The organism is Hyphomicrobium sp., assembly GCF_036780825.1.
Taxonomy (GTDB): domain Bacteria; phylum Pseudomonadota; class Alphaproteobacteria; order Rhizobiales; family Hyphomicrobiaceae; genus Hyphomicrobium_C.
In genome coordinates this window covers 1-20570 of sequence record NZ_DAIQCD010000014.1, presented here as the reverse complement: position 1 = coordinate 20570, position 20570 = coordinate 1, and the positions used below count along the sequence as shown (strand labels likewise).

16 protein-coding genes are annotated in these 20570 nt (G+C 60.1%); 14 read left to right on the top strand and 2 right to left on the bottom strand.

The window, feature by feature from the left end; all coding sequences use genetic code 11:
* The first annotated feature begins 17 nt into the window (after window positions 1-17).
* The 7 genes from V7P99_RS08005 to V7P99_RS07975 all read left to right on the top strand — a co-directional run bounded on the left by V7P99_RS08005 (window position 18) and on the right by V7P99_RS07975 (window position 7136).
* Window positions 18-1091 (top strand): polysaccharide pyruvyl transferase family protein, encoded by a 1074-nt coding sequence (locus V7P99_RS08005; RefSeq protein WP_333794277.1) that lies wholly within the window; start codon window positions 18-20, stop codon window positions 1089-1091.
* On the top strand, window positions 1088-2509 hold the full coding sequence (locus V7P99_RS08000; protein WP_333794276.1) for a Coenzyme F420 hydrogenase/dehydrogenase, beta subunit C-terminal domain: 1422 nt from the start codon (window positions 1088-1090) through the stop codon (window positions 2507-2509). Before V7P99_RS08005 ends, V7P99_RS08000 begins: the two co-directional genes overlap by 4 nt.
* Before the next feature lie 177 nt (window positions 2510-2686).
* Window positions 2687-4084, top strand: a complete 1398-nt coding sequence (locus tag V7P99_RS07995) for a sensor histidine kinase (RefSeq protein WP_333794275.1) — start codon at window positions 2687-2689, stop codon at window positions 4082-4084.
* Window positions 4081-4749 carry a response regulator transcription factor gene (locus V7P99_RS07990; RefSeq protein ID WP_333794274.1) on the top strand — a complete coding sequence of 223 codons (669 nt, stop codon included), beginning with the start codon at window positions 4081-4083 and terminating at the stop codon, window positions 4747-4749. The genes V7P99_RS07995 and V7P99_RS07990 overlap by 4 nt, the downstream gene beginning before the upstream one ends.
* 283 nt (window positions 4750-5032) lie before the next feature.
* The gene (locus tag V7P99_RS07985) at window positions 5033-5839 is read left to right on the top strand and encodes a MotA/TolQ/ExbB proton channel family protein (protein ID WP_333794273.1); all 807 of its coding nucleotides are present in this window, start codon (window positions 5033-5035) and stop codon (window positions 5837-5839) included.
* Window positions 5836-6507 (top strand): hypothetical protein, encoded by a 672-nt coding sequence (locus tag V7P99_RS07980; protein WP_333794272.1) that lies wholly within the window; start codon window positions 5836-5838, stop codon window positions 6505-6507. Before V7P99_RS07985 ends, V7P99_RS07980 begins: the two co-directional genes overlap by 4 nt.
* Window positions 6504-7136 carry a hypothetical protein gene (locus V7P99_RS07975; protein WP_333794271.1) on the top strand — a complete coding sequence of 211 codons (633 nt, stop codon included), beginning with the start codon at window positions 6504-6506 and terminating at the stop codon, window positions 7134-7136. The genes V7P99_RS07980 and V7P99_RS07975 overlap by 4 nt, the downstream gene beginning before the upstream one ends.
* A 180-nt stretch (window positions 7137-7316) precedes the next feature.
* On the opposite strand, the gene V7P99_RS07970 is transcribed toward V7P99_RS07975, so the two are convergent.
* Complete coding sequence (locus V7P99_RS07970; protein WP_333794318.1) at window positions 7317-8660, bottom strand: metal-dependent hydrolase family protein; 1344 nt, start codon at window positions 8658-8660, stop codon at window positions 7317-7319.
* Between the two features lie 750 nt (window positions 8661-9410).
* Here V7P99_RS07970 and V7P99_RS07965 point away from each other — a divergent pair.
* The 3 genes from V7P99_RS07965 to V7P99_RS07955 all read left to right on the top strand — a co-directional run bounded on the left by V7P99_RS07965 (window position 9411) and on the right by V7P99_RS07955 (window position 12562).
* Window positions 9411-10487, top strand: a complete 1077-nt coding sequence (locus tag V7P99_RS07965; protein WP_333794270.1) for a 2Fe-2S iron-sulfur cluster-binding protein — start codon at window positions 9411-9413, stop codon at window positions 10485-10487.
* 119 nt (window positions 10488-10606) lie between these two features.
* On the top strand, window positions 10607-11581 hold the full coding sequence (locus V7P99_RS07960) for a cytochrome c family protein (RefSeq protein WP_333794269.1): 975 nt from the start codon (window positions 10607-10609) through the stop codon (window positions 11579-11581).
* A gap of 81 nt (window positions 11582-11662) precedes the next feature.
* Window positions 11663-12562 carry a hypothetical protein gene (locus V7P99_RS07955; protein WP_333794268.1) on the top strand — a complete coding sequence of 300 codons (900 nt, stop codon included), beginning with the start codon at window positions 11663-11665 and terminating at the stop codon, window positions 12560-12562.
* A 410-nt stretch (window positions 12563-12972) separates the two neighbouring features.
* Here V7P99_RS07955 and V7P99_RS07950 read toward each other — a convergent pair whose 3' ends face one another.
* Window positions 12973-13350 carry a hypothetical protein gene (locus tag V7P99_RS07950; protein ID WP_333794267.1) on the bottom strand — a complete coding sequence of 126 codons (378 nt, stop codon included), beginning with the start codon at window positions 13348-13350 and terminating at the stop codon, window positions 12973-12975.
* Between the two features lie 123 nt (window positions 13351-13473).
* On the opposite strand from V7P99_RS07950, the gene V7P99_RS07945 reads away from it, so the two are divergent.
* The 4 genes from V7P99_RS07945 to V7P99_RS07930 all read left to right on the top strand — a co-directional run bounded on the left by V7P99_RS07945 (window position 13474) and on the right by V7P99_RS07930 (window position 20475).
* Complete coding sequence (locus V7P99_RS07945) at window positions 13474-15279, top strand: hypothetical protein (RefSeq protein ID WP_333794266.1); 1806 nt, start codon at window positions 13474-13476, stop codon at window positions 15277-15279.
* Window positions 15280-15801: 522 nt separating this feature from the next.
* Window positions 15802-17730 carry a multiheme c-type cytochrome gene (locus V7P99_RS07940; RefSeq protein ID WP_333794265.1) on the top strand — a complete coding sequence of 643 codons (1929 nt, stop codon included), beginning with the start codon at window positions 15802-15804 and terminating at the stop codon, window positions 17728-17730.
* A 154-nt stretch (window positions 17731-17884) separates the two neighbouring features.
* On the top strand, window positions 17885-19456 hold the full coding sequence (locus V7P99_RS07935; protein ID WP_333794264.1) for a hypothetical protein: 1572 nt from the start codon (window positions 17885-17887) through the stop codon (window positions 19454-19456).
* Window positions 19457-19941: 485 nt separating this feature from the next.
* Entirely contained in the window at window positions 19942-20475 is a 534-nt protein-coding gene (locus V7P99_RS07930; protein WP_333794263.1) for a tetratricopeptide repeat protein, read from the top strand.
* Window positions 20476-20570: the final 95 nt, after the last annotated feature.

Here is a 20570-nt window from a genome sequence, read left to right as displayed (position 1 = left end):
TCGAGGATCGCGCAACAATGGGGCAGGCACAAAAAATCGGTGTTCTTACTTTTCACCGATGCATCAATTATGGCTCCTATTGGCAGGCCCGCTGCCTCGTCACGGGCCTCCGCGCAAGAGGCTACGATGCAGTGCTCCTCGATTACACATGCCGGGAAGCCACCCGCGCGGAGTGGCGATGCGCTTTGCAGCCATTGTTGCCGGAACGCTCTCCGCCCTGCGACGCCAGATCTTACGCCGACAAGACACGCAAGTTTCTGGCGGCCATCGACGAGATCCCGCGCGAGCAAGCGTTCGAACTCGGCGATCCAGCATCCATGCCCGACTATGATCTCGTGCTCGTCGGCAGCGACGAGGTGTGGAACTTCAACCATCCATGGTATGGCGGACGTCCGATATTCTTCGGAAACGGCCTCAGGGCTCGGCGCCTCGCATCCTACGGCGCAAGTTTCGGCAGCTACAGCTCCTCAGCCGGCCTGAACGATTATTGGTCCGCGCTGTTGCGCCGCTTCACTGCGCTCTCCGTGCGTGACGAGAACAGTCGCTCTCTCATACGCAATGCGCTGGCCCGCGATCCCGCCCTCGTTCTCGACCCGTGCCTGCAGTTTCCGTTGCAAGTACCGACGAACGGCGCACGCCCCCAAAAGCCTTATGTCGCGCTTTACGGACATTCGTTCCCAACCTGGTTCGTCGACAGGCTTTGCTCCTGGGCTTCTCGCACGGATCACCGCATCGTGAGCATCGGCTATCGCAACCCATGCGCAGACGAGCAATGCATTGCAGCCTCTCCGGAGGATTTTGCGTCGCTTCTGTCCCATGCCGCGGCGGTCGCCACCAACTTCTTTCACGGCTGCATCTTTGCTCTGCTGAACGCCAGGCCGTTCGCGTGCGTACGATCGCCCTATCGCTTGAACAAGGTCCGGGATCTCACGGTGCTTCTCGGCGCCAGTCATCATCTCGTGGATGAACGAACTTCGGCGGCAACCTTCTCTCATCTGCTCAGCCACGCGCCGGATGACGCGATCTCGGCAAAGATCGAAAGCATCCGCACGACCTCCAATTCCTACCTCGATCGGATCCTTTGCGCATGACCCGCACAGGCGCGCCTCGAATCACTCCGGAGGCAATCGTTTCTGCCGGTCTCTGCATTGGGTGCGGCGTATGCACGGCCCGGGGCCCGTTCGATGGCCACATGCGATGGGACCGTTATGGCCAGCTCAAGCCGGATCGGAACGTCCACGATGCTGCCGGGCATGCCGACTTTGCGGCCGTGTGTCCGTTTTCTCCTGCAGCCCCTAATGAGGACCACATCGCAGCCGTCCGGTTTCCCTCCGCGGCCGAGCACCACCCCCTCCTCGGCCGCTTCGACGCCGCCTACGTGGGCCATGTCACGGAGGGGGACTATCGCGCCAATGGCAGTTCCGGCGGCATGGCGACCTGGGTCGCGGCAGAACTCCTGCGACTTGGCCTGGTCGACGGAATTGCGCATGTGGTCCGCAGCGAGCAACCGGGCGATCCCCGCTTCTCCTATCGGATTTCGCGTTGCCTCGAGGATCTCCGCCGCGGAGCGAAATCGCGCTACTATCCGGTGCACCTCGGCGAGGTCCTGCACGAGATTCGCCTCCGTCCCGGACGCTACGCCATCGTTGGCATCCCTTGTTTCATCAAAGCCGCCCAGAACCTGAGACTGCAGGATCCCATTCTGGCGGAGCGTATCGCTTTCACATTGGGCCTCTTCTGCGGCCACATGAAAAGCACGCGATTGGTCGACAGTTTTGCGTGGCAGCTGAATGTCGATCCGGCGGCGGTCCGAGATGTCGACTACCGCCTCAAAGACCCACGAAAGCCAGCCAACTGGTATACGGCCCGCTTGACGCTTGACGAAGGCCGCCATGTTTCGGGCGCGTGGTGGGATTTTGCCGACGGCGACTGGGGCGCCGGCTTCTTTCAGAACGCAGCCTGCAATTTCTGCGACGATGTTGTGGCCGAGACCGCGGACATTGCCTTCGGCGACGCCTGGCTCGAACCCTACTCGCAGGATGGGCGCGGGACCAACGTCGTCATCGTCCGCATGCCCGCTATACGGGCCATCGTTGAGGCGGCCAACGAGGACGGCAGGTTGGCTCTTCGGCGCGTCGATGCGGAGTTCGTTGCCGCCACACAGGCGGCCGGTTTCCGTCATCGCAGGGAAGGTCTTGCCTACCGCCTGACCTGGCGTCGGCGGCAACGGCGGACACGGGTCGAACCGAGGACCAGGGTTGCGCCGAGCGCCAAGGGGCTGACATTGCGCCGTCGGCTACTTTATCGCGCGCGTGCGTCAATCAGTGCCTGGAGCCACCGGATTGCGCTATTTGCGGCCCGCATCCATGCGCCACAGGTTTACATCCGCTGGGCTGCGATAGCGCTCGCAGGCTATCAGGCCCTCGCCCACTCGCGCGGCCGCCTCGGCCGGCTGGTCGATGCCGCCGAGCGCTCTGGAGCACGTCGGCCGACGGCGCGGTGGCGTTAACAAATAAGCGCGACGCGGACCGACACGCATCGACACAAACAACGAGCTGGCTGGGGCCGGACGGAATGGCAAGAACCATTGCCCTCGGCGGGCACTTTGCCCGACGTTCCTGTGAGGCATTCATTATATAGCTGATGCGTACTATAGTGCCGGCCCAAGCTATGACCAGGGTCTACGATGAACCTGCTTGCGCATCTCATTGCTCGGCTTGTTGCCGTGGTTTTTCTATGCCTGATCGGCGCCATTGGCTGGATCATGCTCGACGCCCACAGCACCATCGAACGCGAGACCGCGGCATCGGCTGATCGGATGGGGCAGCACCTGCAAGCCCTCTATTGGCAGAAGCTAGTTTGGCGTGGCGGGATGAGCAGGGACACAATCTTGCCCCTGCCGGACTGGGAGACGCTGGCGACGCTCACGGTCATCGCACCCGGCGTCTGCGTTACTTTCGCACCGCCGGGAAATGAGCCGCGCCAGCTCTGCAGCCAGATTGAAGCTCTCGGCCCGTCACCTCCATCCTGGTTTGTTCACGTCTACACCTCACTATTCGGCGCTCACGAACCGGTCGTTCGTGCTGTATCGGTGCGCGATCAGAGTGGCGGCACCTACACCACGATTGCCGATCCGGACGCAGCTCTTCGCCAATCCTGGAGTCGGGTCTCTGTGATTGCCGCGATCGCGAGCGCGCTGGCCGCCGGCATTGCGGTCTTGGCCGCCCTCATGATCGGGCGCACGATCAAACCGGCGGGTACGATCATTCAAGGATTGCGAGAGCTGCAGAAGGGGAACAATACCTTTCGGCTGCCGCGGTTCCGGGCCGCGGAATTCAATCACATTGCCTACGCCGTCAATGATCTTGCAGAAAATCTTTCCCGGACCAACGCGGCACGTGCGGCCTTGACGACACGATTGCTGCAAGTTCAAGAGGACGAGCGACGCGCTCTTGCGCGCGACCTGCACGACGAGTTCGGACAAAGCTTGACGGCAACCGTCGCGCTTGCGGCTCTCATCGAGAGCAGCGCACCCGCCGGGCAAGAGGACATTGCGGAGGATGCCCGCAAGATCGCCGCGGTTCAGAAGCGCATGATGGAAACACTGCGCTCCACCCTGGTCCGCTTGAGGTCGCAAAGCATCGAGGAGATCGGGCTCGACGCCAGCCTTCGTCAACTTGTTTCCGACTACAATATGCAATCGGCGTCACAGACCGCGTTCCGGTTGAGCGTCATCGGCCACATGGCGGCCGTGCCGAAGCAGGTGGCGATCGATATCTATCGTATTGCCCAGGAATGCCTGACAAACGCCGTTAAACACGGAACGCCGACGGAGGTCCGTCTCAAGGTCGAATATATGGCACACGATAGCCAAGCGATCGCTCTATCCATCGAAGACAACGGCGGCGGAGATGCCAGACGCATCAAGAAAGCCCAGGGACACGGATTGCTTGGAATAGGAGAGCGGATCTCTGCGCTCGGCGGAAAGTTGTCGATCGGCAATGCTGCGTCCGGTATCCGCATCGCGGCCATCATTCCCATTGCGGGCCCGAATGTCTCCGGCTTCGACACGGCCCTCGCATGACGGGCGTGACAATCCTGCTCGTCGACGATCATCCAATCGTGCGCGAAGGTTACCGGCGTCTTCTGGAGCGGCAGCCGGGATTTACCGTGTGCGCCGAAGTGGACAACGCTCAAAGCGCCTATCAAGCCTATAAAGAGCACAATCCGGATATCGTCGTGATGGACATCACGATGCCGGGCACGAGCGGTATCGAGGCCGTCCGCCACATTCGACAGTGGGACAAGAACGCTCGCATTCTCATCTTCAGCATGCATCTTGGGGCGGCGATGACGCTCAAGGCGTTTGAAGCCGGCGCCTTGGGCTTCGTCACGAAGAGCAGCGCGCCTAGGGAGGTCATACGCGCGGTATCGGCGGTGGCATCGGGGACGCGCGTGCTGTCCGAGGATGTATCACAAGTCCTTGCTGCGGACCGTCTGGCTGGAACATCGCATCTCGTCGAGAGCCTGAGCCCCCGCGAAGCCGAGATTCTTCGTCTCCTTGCATCCGGAAACTCGAGCGAAGACATCGCAGAGCTATTGAAACTCAGCCACAAGACCGTTCGAAACCATCACTACACGATCAAGAGCAAGATCGGAGCACGCAACGACGCGCATATGGTCTGGCTCGCTGTCGAGGCGGGACTGGTTCAAATCAACGATGTGAAGATCGAGCTATCTCAGGATTGAACCTAGAGCCTGATCGTTTGAGTTGGGCGCAGCACGCGACCACCGAGAACATGAATCAGTCTCTCAAACAAAAACTTGGAGTGCGTCCACGTCAAAAGACGAGGCCCATGAAGCGTGAACGCGCTCTAGCTCACCGAGGTGAGTACCTCCCGAATTCGCCCGGCGGAATCGGGCAAATTGCCCGGCTTCCTTGGGCTCCGTGCCCTCCTTCTGTGCCTCGAATACCCTTAACGTCGTAGAGCTCGCCAAGTGCGGAGCGAGAGCGAAATACAGGTGGTCAGGAATGCTGGATACCGTTGAAAGTCGTGCAACCGCTATTCGTAAGGAGGATAGCCGAGCAATCGAAGCTGCCGACCCCGTGCTCTCCTGGCTGATCTTTGCGACCGTGAACCTGCTCACCTTCGTATTACTGTGGTTCTACGGTCTGGCAGAGAAGGCGCTGACCTCCGACCCCACGTACATCACGCTTTTCATAATGCTCATCTATGTGGCGACGTCCTTGCACTGCCTGTCACGATGCCTGGCGATCTCGCGCGAAGCGGAGGCGGAGAAACGGCTCGCGGCGTCCATTTCTAGTGCGAACGACAAGCACAGTCGCATCCTCGAAATCGCGCAAGGATCCGATTCAGGAGGCGGGAACTTAGACAACGGGCTCGTCGCCGATCATATCCGCAATCTCGTCACGACCTCGAAGCTGAGCGATCCAGATCGGAAGTTCGATCAAACGCTTCTGCTGCGTGTTCTGGCTGAGCGGCTGAGCGGTTCAAACAGTTTTGGTGCCTTTGCCAGTGACCTTGCCATGAAGCTCGGCCTCTTCGGCACGATCGTCGGGTTCATCATGATGCTCGCGCCAATCGCGGGTTTCAATGCCGAGGACCAAGCCGCTATCAAATCGTCCATGCCGCTCATGGGCGAGGGCATGGCCGTCGCCATGTACACGACGCTTGCCGGTCTCGTCGCGTCGATCCTTATCAAAATCCAATACCAGTTCGTCGAAAACGCAACGGCCAGGATCTTTACGTCCGCCGTCGCGCTGACGGAAGTCCACGTCGTGCCGGTCCTAGAGCGGCAGGCGGGTCGGGCACGATGATCGCAGATTTCAACCTGCGCTCGAGCGAGCCGCCGTTCGATCCGCTAAGCGTCGTGTTATTCAAGGCGCTTCAGGTCGTGGCCTTCCTGTTCTTTATCGCTTTCCTTGCCATCTCGCAGCAGAAGGAGGCGGGCAAGGTCGACAGCAAGGCCGAGTTCTTGATCTCGATGACCTGGCCCGACGATCATCCCGACGATTTCGATCTCATCGTGCAGGATCCTATCGGCAATATCGTCTGGTATCGGCGGCGCGACATCGGCTTCATGTCCCTCGAGCGCGACAACCGCGGCTCCGCCAACGATTTCATGATGGTCAACGGCGAGAAGGTTCGCTCATCGGCGCGCCAGGAATTGGTCAGCATCCGGGGCATCGTCGCGGGGGAATACACCGTCAACGTCTATCACTTCACCGCCCAAACTGGCGTTCCGGTGCCGGTCACGGTGACGATTGAGAAGCTGAACCCACGCGTCAGCGTGGTTGCTAAGGAAACGCTCGAGATGGGGCAATCGAACTCGGAGAGGACGGCAGCCCGCTTCACGCTCGACGCCAGCGGCGAGGTCGAGAGCACCAGCCGGGTTGAGCGATCGATCCTTCAGACTTTCTTCGATCCCACCCTAACCAGCCTCAACGGCACAACGGAATCTATGTACGGCGGCAGCAAGCAATGACGGTGCAAATGCATGTCCTGTATCTCACCATCGCCTATGCGGCGCTCGCATCGGTGTTGCTGCTCATCCTTGCACGGGTAGCGCTTCCACGGCGCATCAAGATCGCCGCAATTGCCGCCATGGGCGCTTTCAACATCGCCGTCTTTTTCTGGTCGCAGAGCCTGCTCGGATGGTCGGCGGCAACCGCTATGCCGGAACGCTTCCAAGTGTTGTGGACCCGCGTGCTCGAGCCGAACCCGTCGAAACAGTTTCCGGGCGCGATCCATCTCTGGGTCGAGGCGCTTGACGAGCGCAACATTCCGAGCGGCGAGCCGCGTGCCTACGTCGTCCCCTATTCAGCCGCGCTTGCCCGAAAAACGGCTGAGGTCCAATCGGAAATCAGGAAAGGCAACGCGCAGGGCGGCAAGGCCGGCGCTGTTGACCTCATCCCAAATGTCGGGTTGAGCGCAACAGAGGGCTTCAATCAGGACATCAACATCAGAATGGTTTCGCAGGGAGCCGTACCCGGCGGCGATCCATCGGGTGGCGGCGTTCTCGATCCGTCCTTCTTGGGTGGGCAAACGAGAACCATTGATCTCATTCCGCTGCCAAAGCCGTTGCTGCCCCCGAAGGATATTCCGGAATTCTGAAGCACGACGGTCGACCTCTTCTTCAACGTACAATTCGATCGACATCGCCGGCAATGTACTCGGCGAAAAACGCCACGCGCTTGTTTAAGTGACAGCAGGCAAGGCAGCTCTGTTATGGGGCGTAAGTCGAACAGATATCGACTTCATGCATGACGCCGACGGATCAAAAGAAACTTGCTGTCAGTTGGACCGCAAGATGTTCTTGAAGATTTTCCCGTCCTTCATGATGACGACGAGGTTCTTGGCCGGATCCTCAAGCAATTCGATATCGGCGATGGGATCGCCGTCGACCAGCAGAAGATCGGCGAGCGCGCCTTCTTCGACGACACCGAGCTTGCCGGGATATGGATTGCGCTTCCCAGACATCGCCAGCAACTGGGCGTTGGTTCCGGTTGCCATGATGAGCGTTTCAGCCGGTGTGTACCACTGCGTGAATTTGACCAGCAGTTCGCCCTGACGCTGCGCCAGCCTTTTGGAAAACAGGATATCGGTGCCGAACGCCGTTTTGAGATTGTACTTTTTCGCCAGCGTTATGGTCTCGTTCGTGCCCGCGAACACCGCAAACGCCTTGGCGCGCTCTTGCGACCCCGGCGGAAACGCATCGGCCATCTCGTCCGGAAACGCCTGGGTGCTCAACCAGATGCCTCTTTCAGCAATCAGCCTGGCGGTCGGCTCATCCATAAGGTGTCCGTGCTCGATGCACTTTACTCCGGCCGCGATGGCGCGCTGAATTGAAACCGGCGTGTAAGCGTGGACTGTAACGTACGTGCCCCAGTTTTCCGCCGCCTCGACTGCAGCGCGCAACTCCGCCTCTGTGAAAGTGGAGACATCAAGAGGACTGTTGGGCGAGGCCACGCCGCCGCCCGCCGTGAGTTTGATCTGCGTCGCGCCTTGCATGAGTTGCTCTCGCACGCGCACGCGAACTTCATCCGGGCTGTCCGCAACCATGGAGGCTCCAGTCTGCTCTTGACGCGTCACGGGGGCGCCTAGGACACGGGGCACTTCGTGTGAATGGCGAAAGTCTCCATGACCGCTGGTGACAGTGATGATCGCGCCGGACGGGTAGATACGTGGGCCGACGGCAATCCCCTCATCGATAGCGCGCTTAAGTCCAAACGATGGCCCGCCGACGTCGCGAACGGTGGTGAACCCACGCATCAGCGTATCCGCTGCCTCGGCTCCCGCGACCAAATTCAGATAGCCCACGTCGTCTGTGAGCAACGCTGCCGGTGTGGGCCGCACGAGCATCGCGTGCCAATGCGCATCGATGAGGCCCGGCATAAGCGTGCGCCCGCTACCGGCTATGATCTGAGCCGCGGGACGGCCATCCATCGGAATGGGGTCTTTGGAGATGATATCGATCGTGTTACCGCGCACGAGAACATGCATAGTCCCGCTGAGCGTACTGCCCTTTCCGTCGAAGATACGGACATTCTCAAATAATGTTAGGACGGGCGGATCAGCAGCGTGCGCCGCCCAGGTGAGGCAAAGGAGAGCAGCAACGATCGAAGTTCGGCAAAACATTGAATCCTCCTGAGGAGTTCCCCTATTGCGCTCAACCCATCTAGAACCCTGCCACGCTAACGGAGGGTCCGTGGTTCCGCCTAGTAGGTTAAAATTTTCCTCACCCGTACAATGTTGGCGCCAAGGTGCGTCGGGTGGAGGACGGCCCGCCAATTTCAATCGCGGTTGGTGATCGACGCCGACGCAAGCACGCGGGGCTCAGGGCAAGGAAGCCTACAAGCCGCCGTAGGATAATGCGGTCAACCGGCTTTGGCGGTGCTTATCCTTTAATCACCGTGATGAGGCCGTGCGCGCAGTGCGCGGGACGCTTATACCGCAGGCTTGATACGGAGTGGGCTCCTCCGAAGCTTCTCTATTCCTGACCGGAAAATTTCACATCCGAGGAGAGGCGCTTCACACAACGGCCTAAGATTCTTCGCGAATTGCTCCTATCCGCCCATCAAAAGTCATTGTCTAACCATGATGGGCGGATAGGTCATTGCCGAGAGACAAGGGGCAGACCGCGTAGGGTTCCGACGCGTAGGAAATCAGAGCTTTGAAATTGATATTTCCCTTCGTGTCCGCATTCGACGTCGCCGTCCGGCGGATAGCAAAGTGAACGATGATTATCCGCATTACTCCGGCAAAACGGTAAGGGTGGGCGTTTCAAAACCAAAATGCTTTCTTTGCTGAGCATCCCAGGAAGCGCAGCGGCGGCGCGTGACCCGCTCCGGCCATAGTGGGGAATTTGAAGCCTTCCGGGAACAGGCAATGGCAAGTAGTCACCAAATCACGATCAACGGGAATACCTTTCTGGCGCGCCGCGGCGAGTTGCTGCTGGACGCTGCGCTGAGCAACGGCATCGACCTGCCCTATAACTGCCGCGCCGGGCACTGCGGCACCTGCTGTGTGCGGCTGGTATCCGGCGAAGTGAGAGGTGGCGAAGGCTCCGAGGTGGGCATCGTTCATGCCTGTCAGTGCCGGATCGTCGGGGATGCGGTGATCGAGAGGGGCGAGCCGTCGGGTGTTCGCACTGTTGAGGGCGTGCTGAGCTCATTGCGCCCTCTATCGCCCGAGATAATGGAAGTCGGCATCAGAACGGACCGCGCGCTGCCCCATCATGCGGGGCAATACGCGCAGGTGCGTTTCAGCGGCTATCCGAGCCGTCCCTTCAGCATCACCCATCCCTTGCACGGCGATCCGAACAGCAGCTCGGTATGGTTCCATATCCGGCGCATGAAGGATGGGCGTGTCACCTCATCGCTCGGCAAGCGCATCACGCCGGGCCATCGGGTGAAGCTGACTGGCCCCTATGGCTCAGCGCATTTCAGGCCCAATCCGAACGGCCGGTTGATCCTCGTCGCTACCAACACCGGCTTTGCGCCGATCTGGTCGATTGCCGTCGCCGCGCTCCACGAGAACCCGGAGCGCAGGATGATGATCATCGCTGGCGGCCGCACCATTGAGTCACTCTATATGGGCCCGGCTCTCGTACAGCTGGCCCGCTTCCCCAATATCCTCGTGGTGCCTGTCTGCAGCACGCCGCAGACCCTCAGCCCAGCGGTGAAGCTGGGGCGGCCGACCGACTGTCTGCCGCGCCTGCTGCCGACCGATGTGCTCTACGCCTGCGGTGCGCAGGGAATGGTCGATGCGATCAAATCGATCGCCGCGCTCAACGGCGCGGTCTGCTACGCGGATCCGTTCCTGCCCACCACCGACAACACAGCCAAGGAAAGCATTCTGGCCCGGGCGAAGTCGTGGCTCCCCGTGCCGGCCAGACGGCAGATGGGCCAGCTCGCTCTCCATCGCCCCCCGCAACTCACGGCAACCACCGATGCAGGGGTATAGCGTCGCTGAACCAAGGGTGAGAAATCATAGTCGCATCCACAGTGCATAGCCTTTGGTCCATCGGGTTTGGACACAGGGCTCTTTTCCAGTTTAGCGCGTTTTGTCTCTGCGGCTTGCTGATGGCCCTCGGCTTTGCCGCGGACGGCGCAGTCGCGTCCGATCCTGCCAAGATCGTCGGCCCGAATGCCTGCACCGAATGTCACAAGCAGGAGGCCGAGGCCTGGAAAGGCACGCATCATTTCAAGACCTTCCGTGAAATGCCGCGCAACACGAAGGCGAACGACATCGCGAAAAGAATGGGGGTGCGCCGCATCAAGTCTGAGAGCTTGTGCCTGAATTGCCATTTTACGGTGCAGCAGAAGGACAACAAGCCGGAGCCAGTCTCGGGCATCTCCTGCGAATCCTGCCACGGCTCTGGACAGGATTGGATCAAGCTTCACGGCGGGTTCAGCGGCAAGACAGAGAAGACCGAAACTAAGGCCGAGGAGGAAGCGCGCTGGAAGATGGCCGATTCCAAGGGAATGATCAGGCCGCACTCGCTCTATCAGCTGGCGAAGAACTGCTACGGCTGCCACGTCGTGCCGCAAGAGGATCTCGTGAACAAAGGCGGCCACAAGGCTGGCAGCGCCTTCGACCTCGTATCCTGGTCACAGGGCGAGGTGCGTCACAACACCTGGTATTCCAAAGGCAAGGACAACGTACCGGCCAGCGCCGCGCGCAAGCGGATGCTCTATCTCGTCGGGCTCGGCGTCGAGCTGGAGACAGGATTGCGCGCGGTCGCAAAGGCGACGGTGAGAGGGGCCTACGCCTTCGAAATGGCCAAGCGCGTCGATCGCGCGCGCAAGCAGCTCGCCGCTGCTGCGAAAGCGGCGCCGAACGTGCCGGAAATCGCAAAGATGGTCGAATTTGCGCACTCGGCCGGACTGAAGCTGAACAATGAACCTTTTCTCACGGCTGCTGCCGACGGCGTCTCCAAGCTGCTCGCGAGCATCAGCGAGACGTATGACGGCAGCACCCTGACCGGGCTCGACGGCCTGATTCCCGAACCAGACAAGTTCGTTGGCACGGCGAGAAAACCCGGCACCATTAATTGATCCCGGTCATCTGGCAAAGACAACAACCTGAATGGTCTCGATGGAAACAGCCATCCCGATGGGTGATCTTGGGGATATGTCGTGAGATCGCGTGCGTCTAACGCCTCGATTGGCGGACGCGGCCAGGGCTCGGCGAAGTATGCTATTAGCCAGACGGTTCAGGGCCTCCTGATAGCCACCATCTCTGGCGGCCTGTTCTGGCTCGTCTGGATTTATGGCAACGGGCTTCGCGACCCGCGCTACCTCGACGGCTGGATTCTGGCCGGCGGCATGGCCTTACAAATCTATTTCCACATCGCCATCAAACGGGCCAGCCTATCGCCGAAATCCGCCATGCGCTGGCGGAAAATCCATATTTTTATCGGCTATCTGCTGATCGCCGCCTTTATCTCGCATTCGGATTTTTCCTTGCCGGACACGGCCTTCGAATGGGCGCTGTGGACGGGCTTCGTGCTGGTGACGCTGAGCGGCATCTTGGGCACCTATCTCGCCTGGTCGCTGAAGGCCAAGTGCCGGATCGACGAGGCATTGAGCTATGATCGCATCCCCATCCTTCGCGCCAAGCTGGCGCAGGATCTCCATACCGCCGTCACCGAGATCGATCCGGCCGCTTCTGCCATCGCCTTACCGAGGCTGCCCCATGACGCCTGGATCGTGGACCTCTACATCAACCACCTGCGGAATTTTTTCCAAGCGCAGCGCAATTCCGCCGCGCACCTCGTCGGCTCGCAGCGCCCGCTCAAGCGGCTCACCGACGAGATCGACAGCCTGTCCCGCTATGTCGACCAGCAGGGCCAGCAGAAGCTCGCGGCCATCAAGAATCTCGTGATCGAGAAGGACCAGCTTGATTTCGCGCGTGTCTATCTCGGGCTCACCAAGGCCTGGCTGTTTGTGCATGTGCCGGTCACCTATGCACTGATTGTGCTGACGGTTCTGCACGTCCTCGTCGTCTACGCTTTTTCATCATCGGGGACGTGGTGATGTGGGGCCTCGGATGGATCACATCTGTTTGGCCGTCGAAGGCCGAGAAACAAGCGCCCCCCGGTTCCCGGCGCGACCGTCTCGCGGTGCTGCTGGCGCTCGTGACGATCGCCTGCCTGGGCTCAGCCTTCTTTTTCTCCAGGGGCACGCAGTTCCTGATGCCGGGGCCGCTGACGAGCGCTCACGGTGGAATCGAGAATTGCAGCGCCTGCCATACCCACAGCGGTAGCGGCAAATTGAGCTGGCTTCACGGCCTTTTCCCCGGTGATCCGCTCGCCGACAGCAAGGCCTGTCTCGCCTGTCACAAAATGCCGGACACGGCCTTCAACGCGCACGGCGCTACGCTCGAGGTGCTGAAGCAGAGCACAGATCGCCTGACGAAGATCGCAGCGTCGACTCCTGCCCCGCGATCAGCCCAGGCGCAGAACGCCGCCTTCCCGACCCATGACATGGCTGCACGCGGCCTCTCTTGCGCGACTTGCCACCAGGAGCATCAGGGCGCCAATTTCAATCTGAACAAGATTTCCAACGAGCAATGCCGCTCCTGCCACGTAGTGAAGTTCGACAGCTTCGACGGCCATCACCCGCAATTCGAGGCCTATCCATTCCGGCGGCGCACACGGATCATCTACGACCATGCTGGCCATTTCGGTAAGCACTATCCGGACATTGCGAAGAAAGATCCGGCGAAGCGCATTCCCGATACCTGCTCGACCTGCCACAACAGCCGCGAGGACAAGCGCGTCATGGCGGTAGCGCCATTCGAGCAAACCTGTGCCGGCTGCCATCTCGACCAGATCACCGGCAAGGAGCGGGTCAGCGGCCCGAAAGGCGTTGCCTTCCTGAGTCTGCCTGGCCTCGACCTGGCAACGCTGAAGAAGAAGAACGCCTCCATCGGCGAATGGCCGGAAATGTCCGATGCCGCGCTCACACCCTTCATGAAGCTGATGATCAGCCGGAATGAGCGGGGCCGTGCGGTCATCAAGACCGTGGACGGCCTGAACCTCCAGGATCTGACCACAGCGAGCGACGACCAGATCAAGGCGGTGACAAATCTGGTCTGGGAGATCAAGGGGCTGTTTCACGGGCTGATCAAAGGAAAAGCGTCGGATGTGCTGAGCGATCTCAATATTACCGCCGGGCAGAAGCTGAGCGCACCTCTCGTTGCCGATCTGACCGCGAGCATACCGCGCGATGTGGTCACCGGCGCGCACCGAGAATGGCTCCCCAATCTCGCAACGGAAATGGCTAATCGTCCGGCAGCGAGCGATCAGGAGCAAAGCGATTGGAGCACGGAGATCAAGGAATCGGAATTGAACGGATCGGCATCTCCCGCCGAACCGTCTGACTTCTCTGCGCGTCAGGTCGTCCCTAAGCCCAATCCACAAGCCGCGGGCAGCGGAGCCGCGAAAGCCAATACGACGAAGGCCAGGGCCGATGGCAGCAAGAAAACACGCTCCGCAAACGACCTGCCTCCCCCGATGAGGGCTGGCGTCATGGACGCTCGTAAAGCAGACGAGCCTGCAGGAGCGGCCCGCAAAACCCGCACGGCGAACGCCGACGCAGATGACGGCACCGCGTCCGGCACGGTGAAGCGTTGGCAGTTGCCAAGCGGCACACCTCGTTCCATCGAAGCCGCGAAAGCAGCCCAGCGTGAACGAGCGACCGGAAAATCCGATACCGCGAACACCGACGCCGACGCCCGCAAGGAAACGCCCTCCCCCGACGAGCATCCTCGTGCAATCGAACCTGGTGCCAAGGACGCCGAGACGGCCGGCGAGCCTCAAGGAGCGTCCGGACCAGCCGATACATCGAAAGCCAAGACTGATGGCGGCAAGGAAACGCGCTCCACCAACGAACCGCCTCCGGGCAACGCGACGGATCAGACTGACGATCTGCTTTTCCTCACGGAAGAGGAGCTTCGCGCGACGAACGCAGGCTCATCCGAAAAAGTAGCCGAGCCTAAAGTAGCGACTGGAAAAGCCGCCACCGCGAACGCCAAGCCCGATGGGGTCGTATCCGGAGATGCCGCCATCACGACGGATACAGGTGCGTTGGCCGTCGCCCCGGCAGATTCGGGCACTGCCGCAGTTGAGCCTCAATCAACACCTGCGCTCGCGCCGAGCATAGAAAGCGACGTGGATCCGGAGAGCTGGGCGGAGCATGGCGGCTGGTACCGGCAGGATTACGCGATTTTCTACCGTCCAGCCGGCCACAAGGACAAATTCATCTACTCTTGGCTCGTTCTGACCGGTCCCCACGCGCCGAAAGGCGATACCAGCCCGGCGGCAGCGGTCTTCGACGATCTCACCAGCAAGGACGCTCAGGGATCATGCACGAAATGCCACAGCGTCGACGAGATCCAGGGCAAAGGGCGGGTTGTCAATTTCTCCCCGCCCTCGATCGAGAGCAAGACAGGACGCTTCACGAATTTCATCCATGAGCCGCATTTCGGCGTCGTGGACAATCGTGACGGCCTCCAGGAGAAGCGCGGCTGCCTGACCTGCCATGAGCTTGAAAAAGGCCGCCCTTACCTGAAGAGCTACGAGCAGGACGATCCGCAAAACTTCAGCTCCAATTTCGGTGACGTGAAAAAGGATCTCTGCCAGACCTGTCACACCAGAAGCATGGCGCGCCAAGACTGTCTCCTCTGCCACGCATATCATGTGAATGACGTAGTGACGCCGATCATGAGCACGAAGCTCCCAAGCGAATAACCTTCGCTGTCGACCTTTATCACTACGTCGCAGCGTTCACGCCACAAGGCCGCGCTCAACAAGCGTGAACGCAGGATACCATGCAGCACGCTCGATAAATGGTCATCCCGGCATAAGAAAAAGAAGAGACATTCCCGCAAGACCAAGAATCGCCACAGTCACAACAGCAGCTCACCAAGTTTATGCAAGTTTACTCTGTTCAAAAACTAAGGAGTTATCTGACGAATTTCAAACTTAAAACTGAAATAAGCAAGGCATTCGAATGCCCTAATAAGATGGCGGGGATTTCATCAGTAGTTATCTCAAGTTAGCCATTTCCCCTCATGTTTCATCTATAGACACAGCCATATGTCGGCCCCTTTCGCAAATTAACCTTCGAAGCAATCCCGCACAGCAATCGAGCGCCTTTTTCGCGTAACGATGCAAATCGGGATGTCGCCATGAAATATAGCAAGAGCGTAAGGGGCGATGAAACGATCATCCGGCATTTCTCTGTTTTCATGCGCATGCGTAAGCGCCATTTTGATAAACACGGCGCTTCCTAAGCATAATGCGTTCGGAGCCTCCCAAAATAAAGAGACACCCGCAGCAATCGACGCGCATGCCGAGTTCGAAACTCTGATCAAGGACGAGAAAAGAGCGAAGACAAAAGGAGCAGCCGGAAAAACCGATGTCGCGAAATCCAAGTCCAACGTGGCCAACGGCGAGCAGAAGCTGACTGGCAACGCACAAGCGGACGGCTATGGAGAAATGTCCGTACTCACCGCAGCAGCAAAAGCCGCGAAAGGAAAAGACGCTCCGATACCCGCGGTCGACGAGGCGACGCTCGCGCTCTATCCCACTGCTGCGCAATGCGGCGAGTGCCACAAGCAGATTTACGAAGAGTGGGCATCCTCGCAGCATGCCTATGCGTCGATCTCGCCGATGTTCCACAAATTCGAGCAGAAGTTCCAAGAGCTGACCAAAGGTACGGTCGGCACCTTCTGCGTGCGTTGCCACCAGCAGGTCGGCACTCAGCTCGGCGAAAATCGTGAAACGCCGCTTTGGGAACGCAGCCAGATCTCACGCGAGGGCGTGACGTGCATCACCTGCCACCGCGTCAAGGAGCAGTACGGCAAGGTCAACGGCGAGCGCCGGGTGGAGCCGGGCAAGATCTATGCGCCCGTTTACGGAAGCGGTGAAAAGAGCGTCATCAAAGACGTCCTCGCCGAGAAGGAAACCTACTCGGTCAAAACCACCCCTGACGGGCGCGGCAACGACATCCACGAGGGCATGATCACGAACGACCAGATGACCAAGTCCGAGTTCTGCGTCAGCTGCCACCAGGTCGCCGTCAACCTGGGCATCAAGCTCGAGATCGTTTGGGATCAATATCGCGACAGCCCAGCGCGCAAGGCCGGCGTCACCTGCCAAGACTGCCACATGGGCAAAGTCCCCGGAAAGCCCGAAGGCTACGCAACCGCGCCCTCCGCCATAGTCGGCGGCAAGGAGATCAATCCCGGACGTAAGCACGCCAATCACAGCTTCATCGGCCCGGGCTATTCGTTCGCACACCCCGGCATCTTCCCTCACAACACCAAGGCGCAGGCCATCAGCATGAAGGACTGGCTGCAGTTCGACTGGCGCGCCGGCTGGGGCACAACCGAGTTCGAAGACAAGGTCGCAGACCGCAAGATCAAGGCCGACTTCCCCAAGCGGTGGGCCGATGCGCTCGACCGCGAAGAGGCCCGGCAGATCATCGACGAGAACCTCAAGAAGCTCGATGAACGCGACGAGCTCAGACGACAGGTCATGGAGAACAGCAGCCACGTCGATGGTCCCGTCATCGAGGGCACCCCCAGCGTCGGCAAAGATCTAGCGTTCTCCTTCAAGATCAAGAACACAAACGCGGGGCACAACCTGCCGTCCGGCTCCCTCGGCGCGCAGCCGCAGCTTTGGGTGAACGTCGCCCTCGTCGATCCCAACGGCAAGAACATCTGGGAGTCGGGCTACCTCGACAGCAACGGTGACATGGCCGATCTGCACAGCCTGGATGTCGCTGCTGGACGTATCAAGACGGACCAACAGCTCGTGAATTTCCAGACCAAGTTCTTGACCACCAACGTCAAGGGCACGGATCGCGAAATGTATCTACCGGTGAACTTCGACATCGACCCGCTGCCGCATCTGCGTCCGCCCGGCATTCCGACCACCGTGCTCAATCATCCGCCGCTGGTACGCATGGAGAACCACTCGCTGCCGCCGCTGGCTGAGAAGCAGGCGAAGTACCGAGTGCCCGGAAACCTGATCACGAAACCCGGCAAGTACCGTCTCGCCTTCCGCATGCGGAGCCGCTCTGAACCGATCTACTTCATGCGCTTTGTGGGTGCCACCAAGGATATGGAGCGGAGCGCGAATGAGCGGATCATGAACTTCCACGCCTTCGCGGTTGAGGTCGACGTAAAGCGCTAGCACCGAAAAGCAGACGCTTCGCATGGGGGCCGCATGAGCCCCCCGGGTCTCACTGCAGTTCAGTGCCAGGCGTGGAGCTCTTATGACTTGTAATGCGTATCGTTCCAGAACATCTGCCGCCACGATCGCCCTGCTAGCCGGCAGCTGCGTTGCGGTGTCCAGCACGTGTGCAATACCCGCACGAGGCCAAACCGGCAGCGAGGACCACAACGGCGCTTTGCTGCAAAGCTGGCCCGGCGCCTCCCGTGTCGCGTCCTCCAAAGTCACCGGGATACAGTACCTGGGCGCGGGTTCCGAAGAAAAGACGCCCGCCGCGGCCACAGACACAGCGGCGAGCAAACGCAGCAAAACGGACGGCGAGGAGGACCTTTTCCGCCCCGACCCCCAGTACGATGAAGCCAGCTACAATCCCGAGGGACAGGTCGACATCTACGGCGCGAAGAGCGCGGTCGAGCCGCCGCGGCCGCTACTAGAGCTAGGTCGCCAGCAATACACTTCGGGCATGTATGACGAAAGCAGCACGCTGCTGGGCGAAAAAAATCCGCTACTGCCGGGCCTCTCCATCTACGGCGACTGGCGGACGGCCGTCGCTTACAACAACAACAACGGCAAGGATGTCGCTCAGATCGCGACCCGCCTGAACCTCGACGTCGACCTGAAGCTCACCGGCACCGAACGGATACACGCCTTCTTCACTCCACTTCAGAAGGGCAACGCAGACTTCACCCGCTTCGAGTTCGGCGGCGCCTATGGCAATGGCAAGTTCAACGGTGAGTTCGACCTCAATCCGCAGACGCTCTTTTTCGAGGGAGACTTCGGCTCGCTCTATTCCGGTTTCTCCGGTAACGAGGCCAGTTTCGACCTGCCCTTCACTGTCGGTCTCTTTCCGCTGTTCCTGCAGAACGGGATCTGGGCAAACGACGCGATTCTCGGCGGCGCGGTGAGCCTCCCCGCCAAGAACTCGGCGGCACTTGGCCTCTCCAACTTCGACGTCACCTTTTTCGCCGCCTTCGACAATGTCGACAACGCGGGCATCATCGGAGCGGACAAGGGCGACAATCACCTCGCCAACCTCTATGGCGTGACAGCCTTCATCGATGCCTTCGACGGCTATATCGAAACAGGCTACGGCCTGGTGCAGGGCCGCGACGAACGAGACGGCCTCCTGACGCACTTCCTGACAGGCGCCTACAGCCGGCGTTATGCCAACACTGTGTCGAACTCAACTCGTTTGTTCGCGAACTTCGGAGACGATCCGGAAGGGAAAAGCGACGGCTTTGCCATCATTTCGGAGAACAGCTTGATCACGAGCTTGCCGAGCACGCTGCTCCCCTACGCAAACTTCTTCGCCGGCTTCGGCAACCCTCAGCCCCTGGTCGATGGCAATGGTGCAGGGATACTGAAGAATGTCGGCATCAACTTCGAGACCGACGCCCTGACCGGATATCCCAAGCTCGACGACAGCGGCTCCAACGTCTTCGGCGGCGCAGTTGGCCTGCAGTATCTCTTCAATCTGGACCAACAGCTCGTCTTCGAGGCGGCGATGGTGCAGCCCTTCGAAGACGACGGCATCGGAGCTAAGGACGCGCAGTACGGCTTCGGCGTCCGCTATCAGATCCCGATCGACCGGGCCTGGCTGTTCCGCGCCGATGCGACCTATCAGATCCTCGAGGGCGGTGACGAGGACAACTTCGGCATTCGCGCCGAGATCCGCAGGAAGTTCTGACCGATTTGCCATGCGAGTTTCGTATCCATGAACAGCCGGAATTCATTCGCATCCATTCTCGGCATTGCGCCAGTGGTCAATGACGCATTGGTCAGGCATCGAGATCCTGGATCAGTCTGCCAGAGGAGAGCTCGCAGATGTCTTTGACGCTCCTGGGCTGGCTTCTTATCGCTTCATCGATCGCGTTATCAGTGCTGCTCATCTTTCCGCTGCGCTCGGCGAGACCTGCTCTCCTCTCTCGGATGCGATCACCTCGCTGGGAAGGCGGCCGGGATCTTCGAGCTACCGGGGGGACGTTGATCGTGGCTGCTGCGGTCTTTCTCCTCATTGGAGGCATCGGCGCAGCGACGTCTTATTTTGGGAGTTCTTTCGAGGCGGCCGGCTCAGGGGACTCGGATGGCGAAATGCTCGCGCGCCTCGATGACTACGCGCGTTCTATTCAAACCGAAGAACCGGCGGGCAAACCTCTGCCTGATGTGAGCACGATGATCGATCGGCTAGCGGCTCGGCTCGAGACCACGCCAGAGCACATCCAGGGCTGGCGGATGCTCGGTTGGTCCTACTTCAACACGGGGCACTATGAACAGGCCGCTGCCGCCTATGCGAGGGCCGTTGAGCTTGATCCGAGTTCCGCCGAGCTCAAGGCCTCATACGAGGAGGCCAAGGCGAAAGCCTCCGAAAGCGACAATTTAGAAACAGCCTCATCTTCGCAAACCGAGACCATCGCCAAGAGCGGTGACGGACCAAGCATCGAGAAAACTGCCGAGTTCGAAGCGATGCCTCCGGGCGCCCGTGACGCTGCAATCAGATCGATGGTCGATGGCCTGGCAGATCGCCTCGAGAGGCACCCGCGAGACGTCGAAGGCTGGACTCGCCTTATGCGCTCACGAGTCGTGCTTGGCGAGAGCGAGGTCGCAGCAGCAGCATTCCGCAAGGCGCTTGAGGTCTTCAAGGACGACTCGGCAGCATCAGGCAGGATTACCGCCGCCGCGATTGAGCTTGGCCTAAAAACCGAATGACCACAGCCTCGGAGGTCGCCCTCAGGCCGGCAACATCAGGAAATTACCCAAGTGGATCAGAATGATATGTGAGAATCGCTTGGCGGAGACGAGGG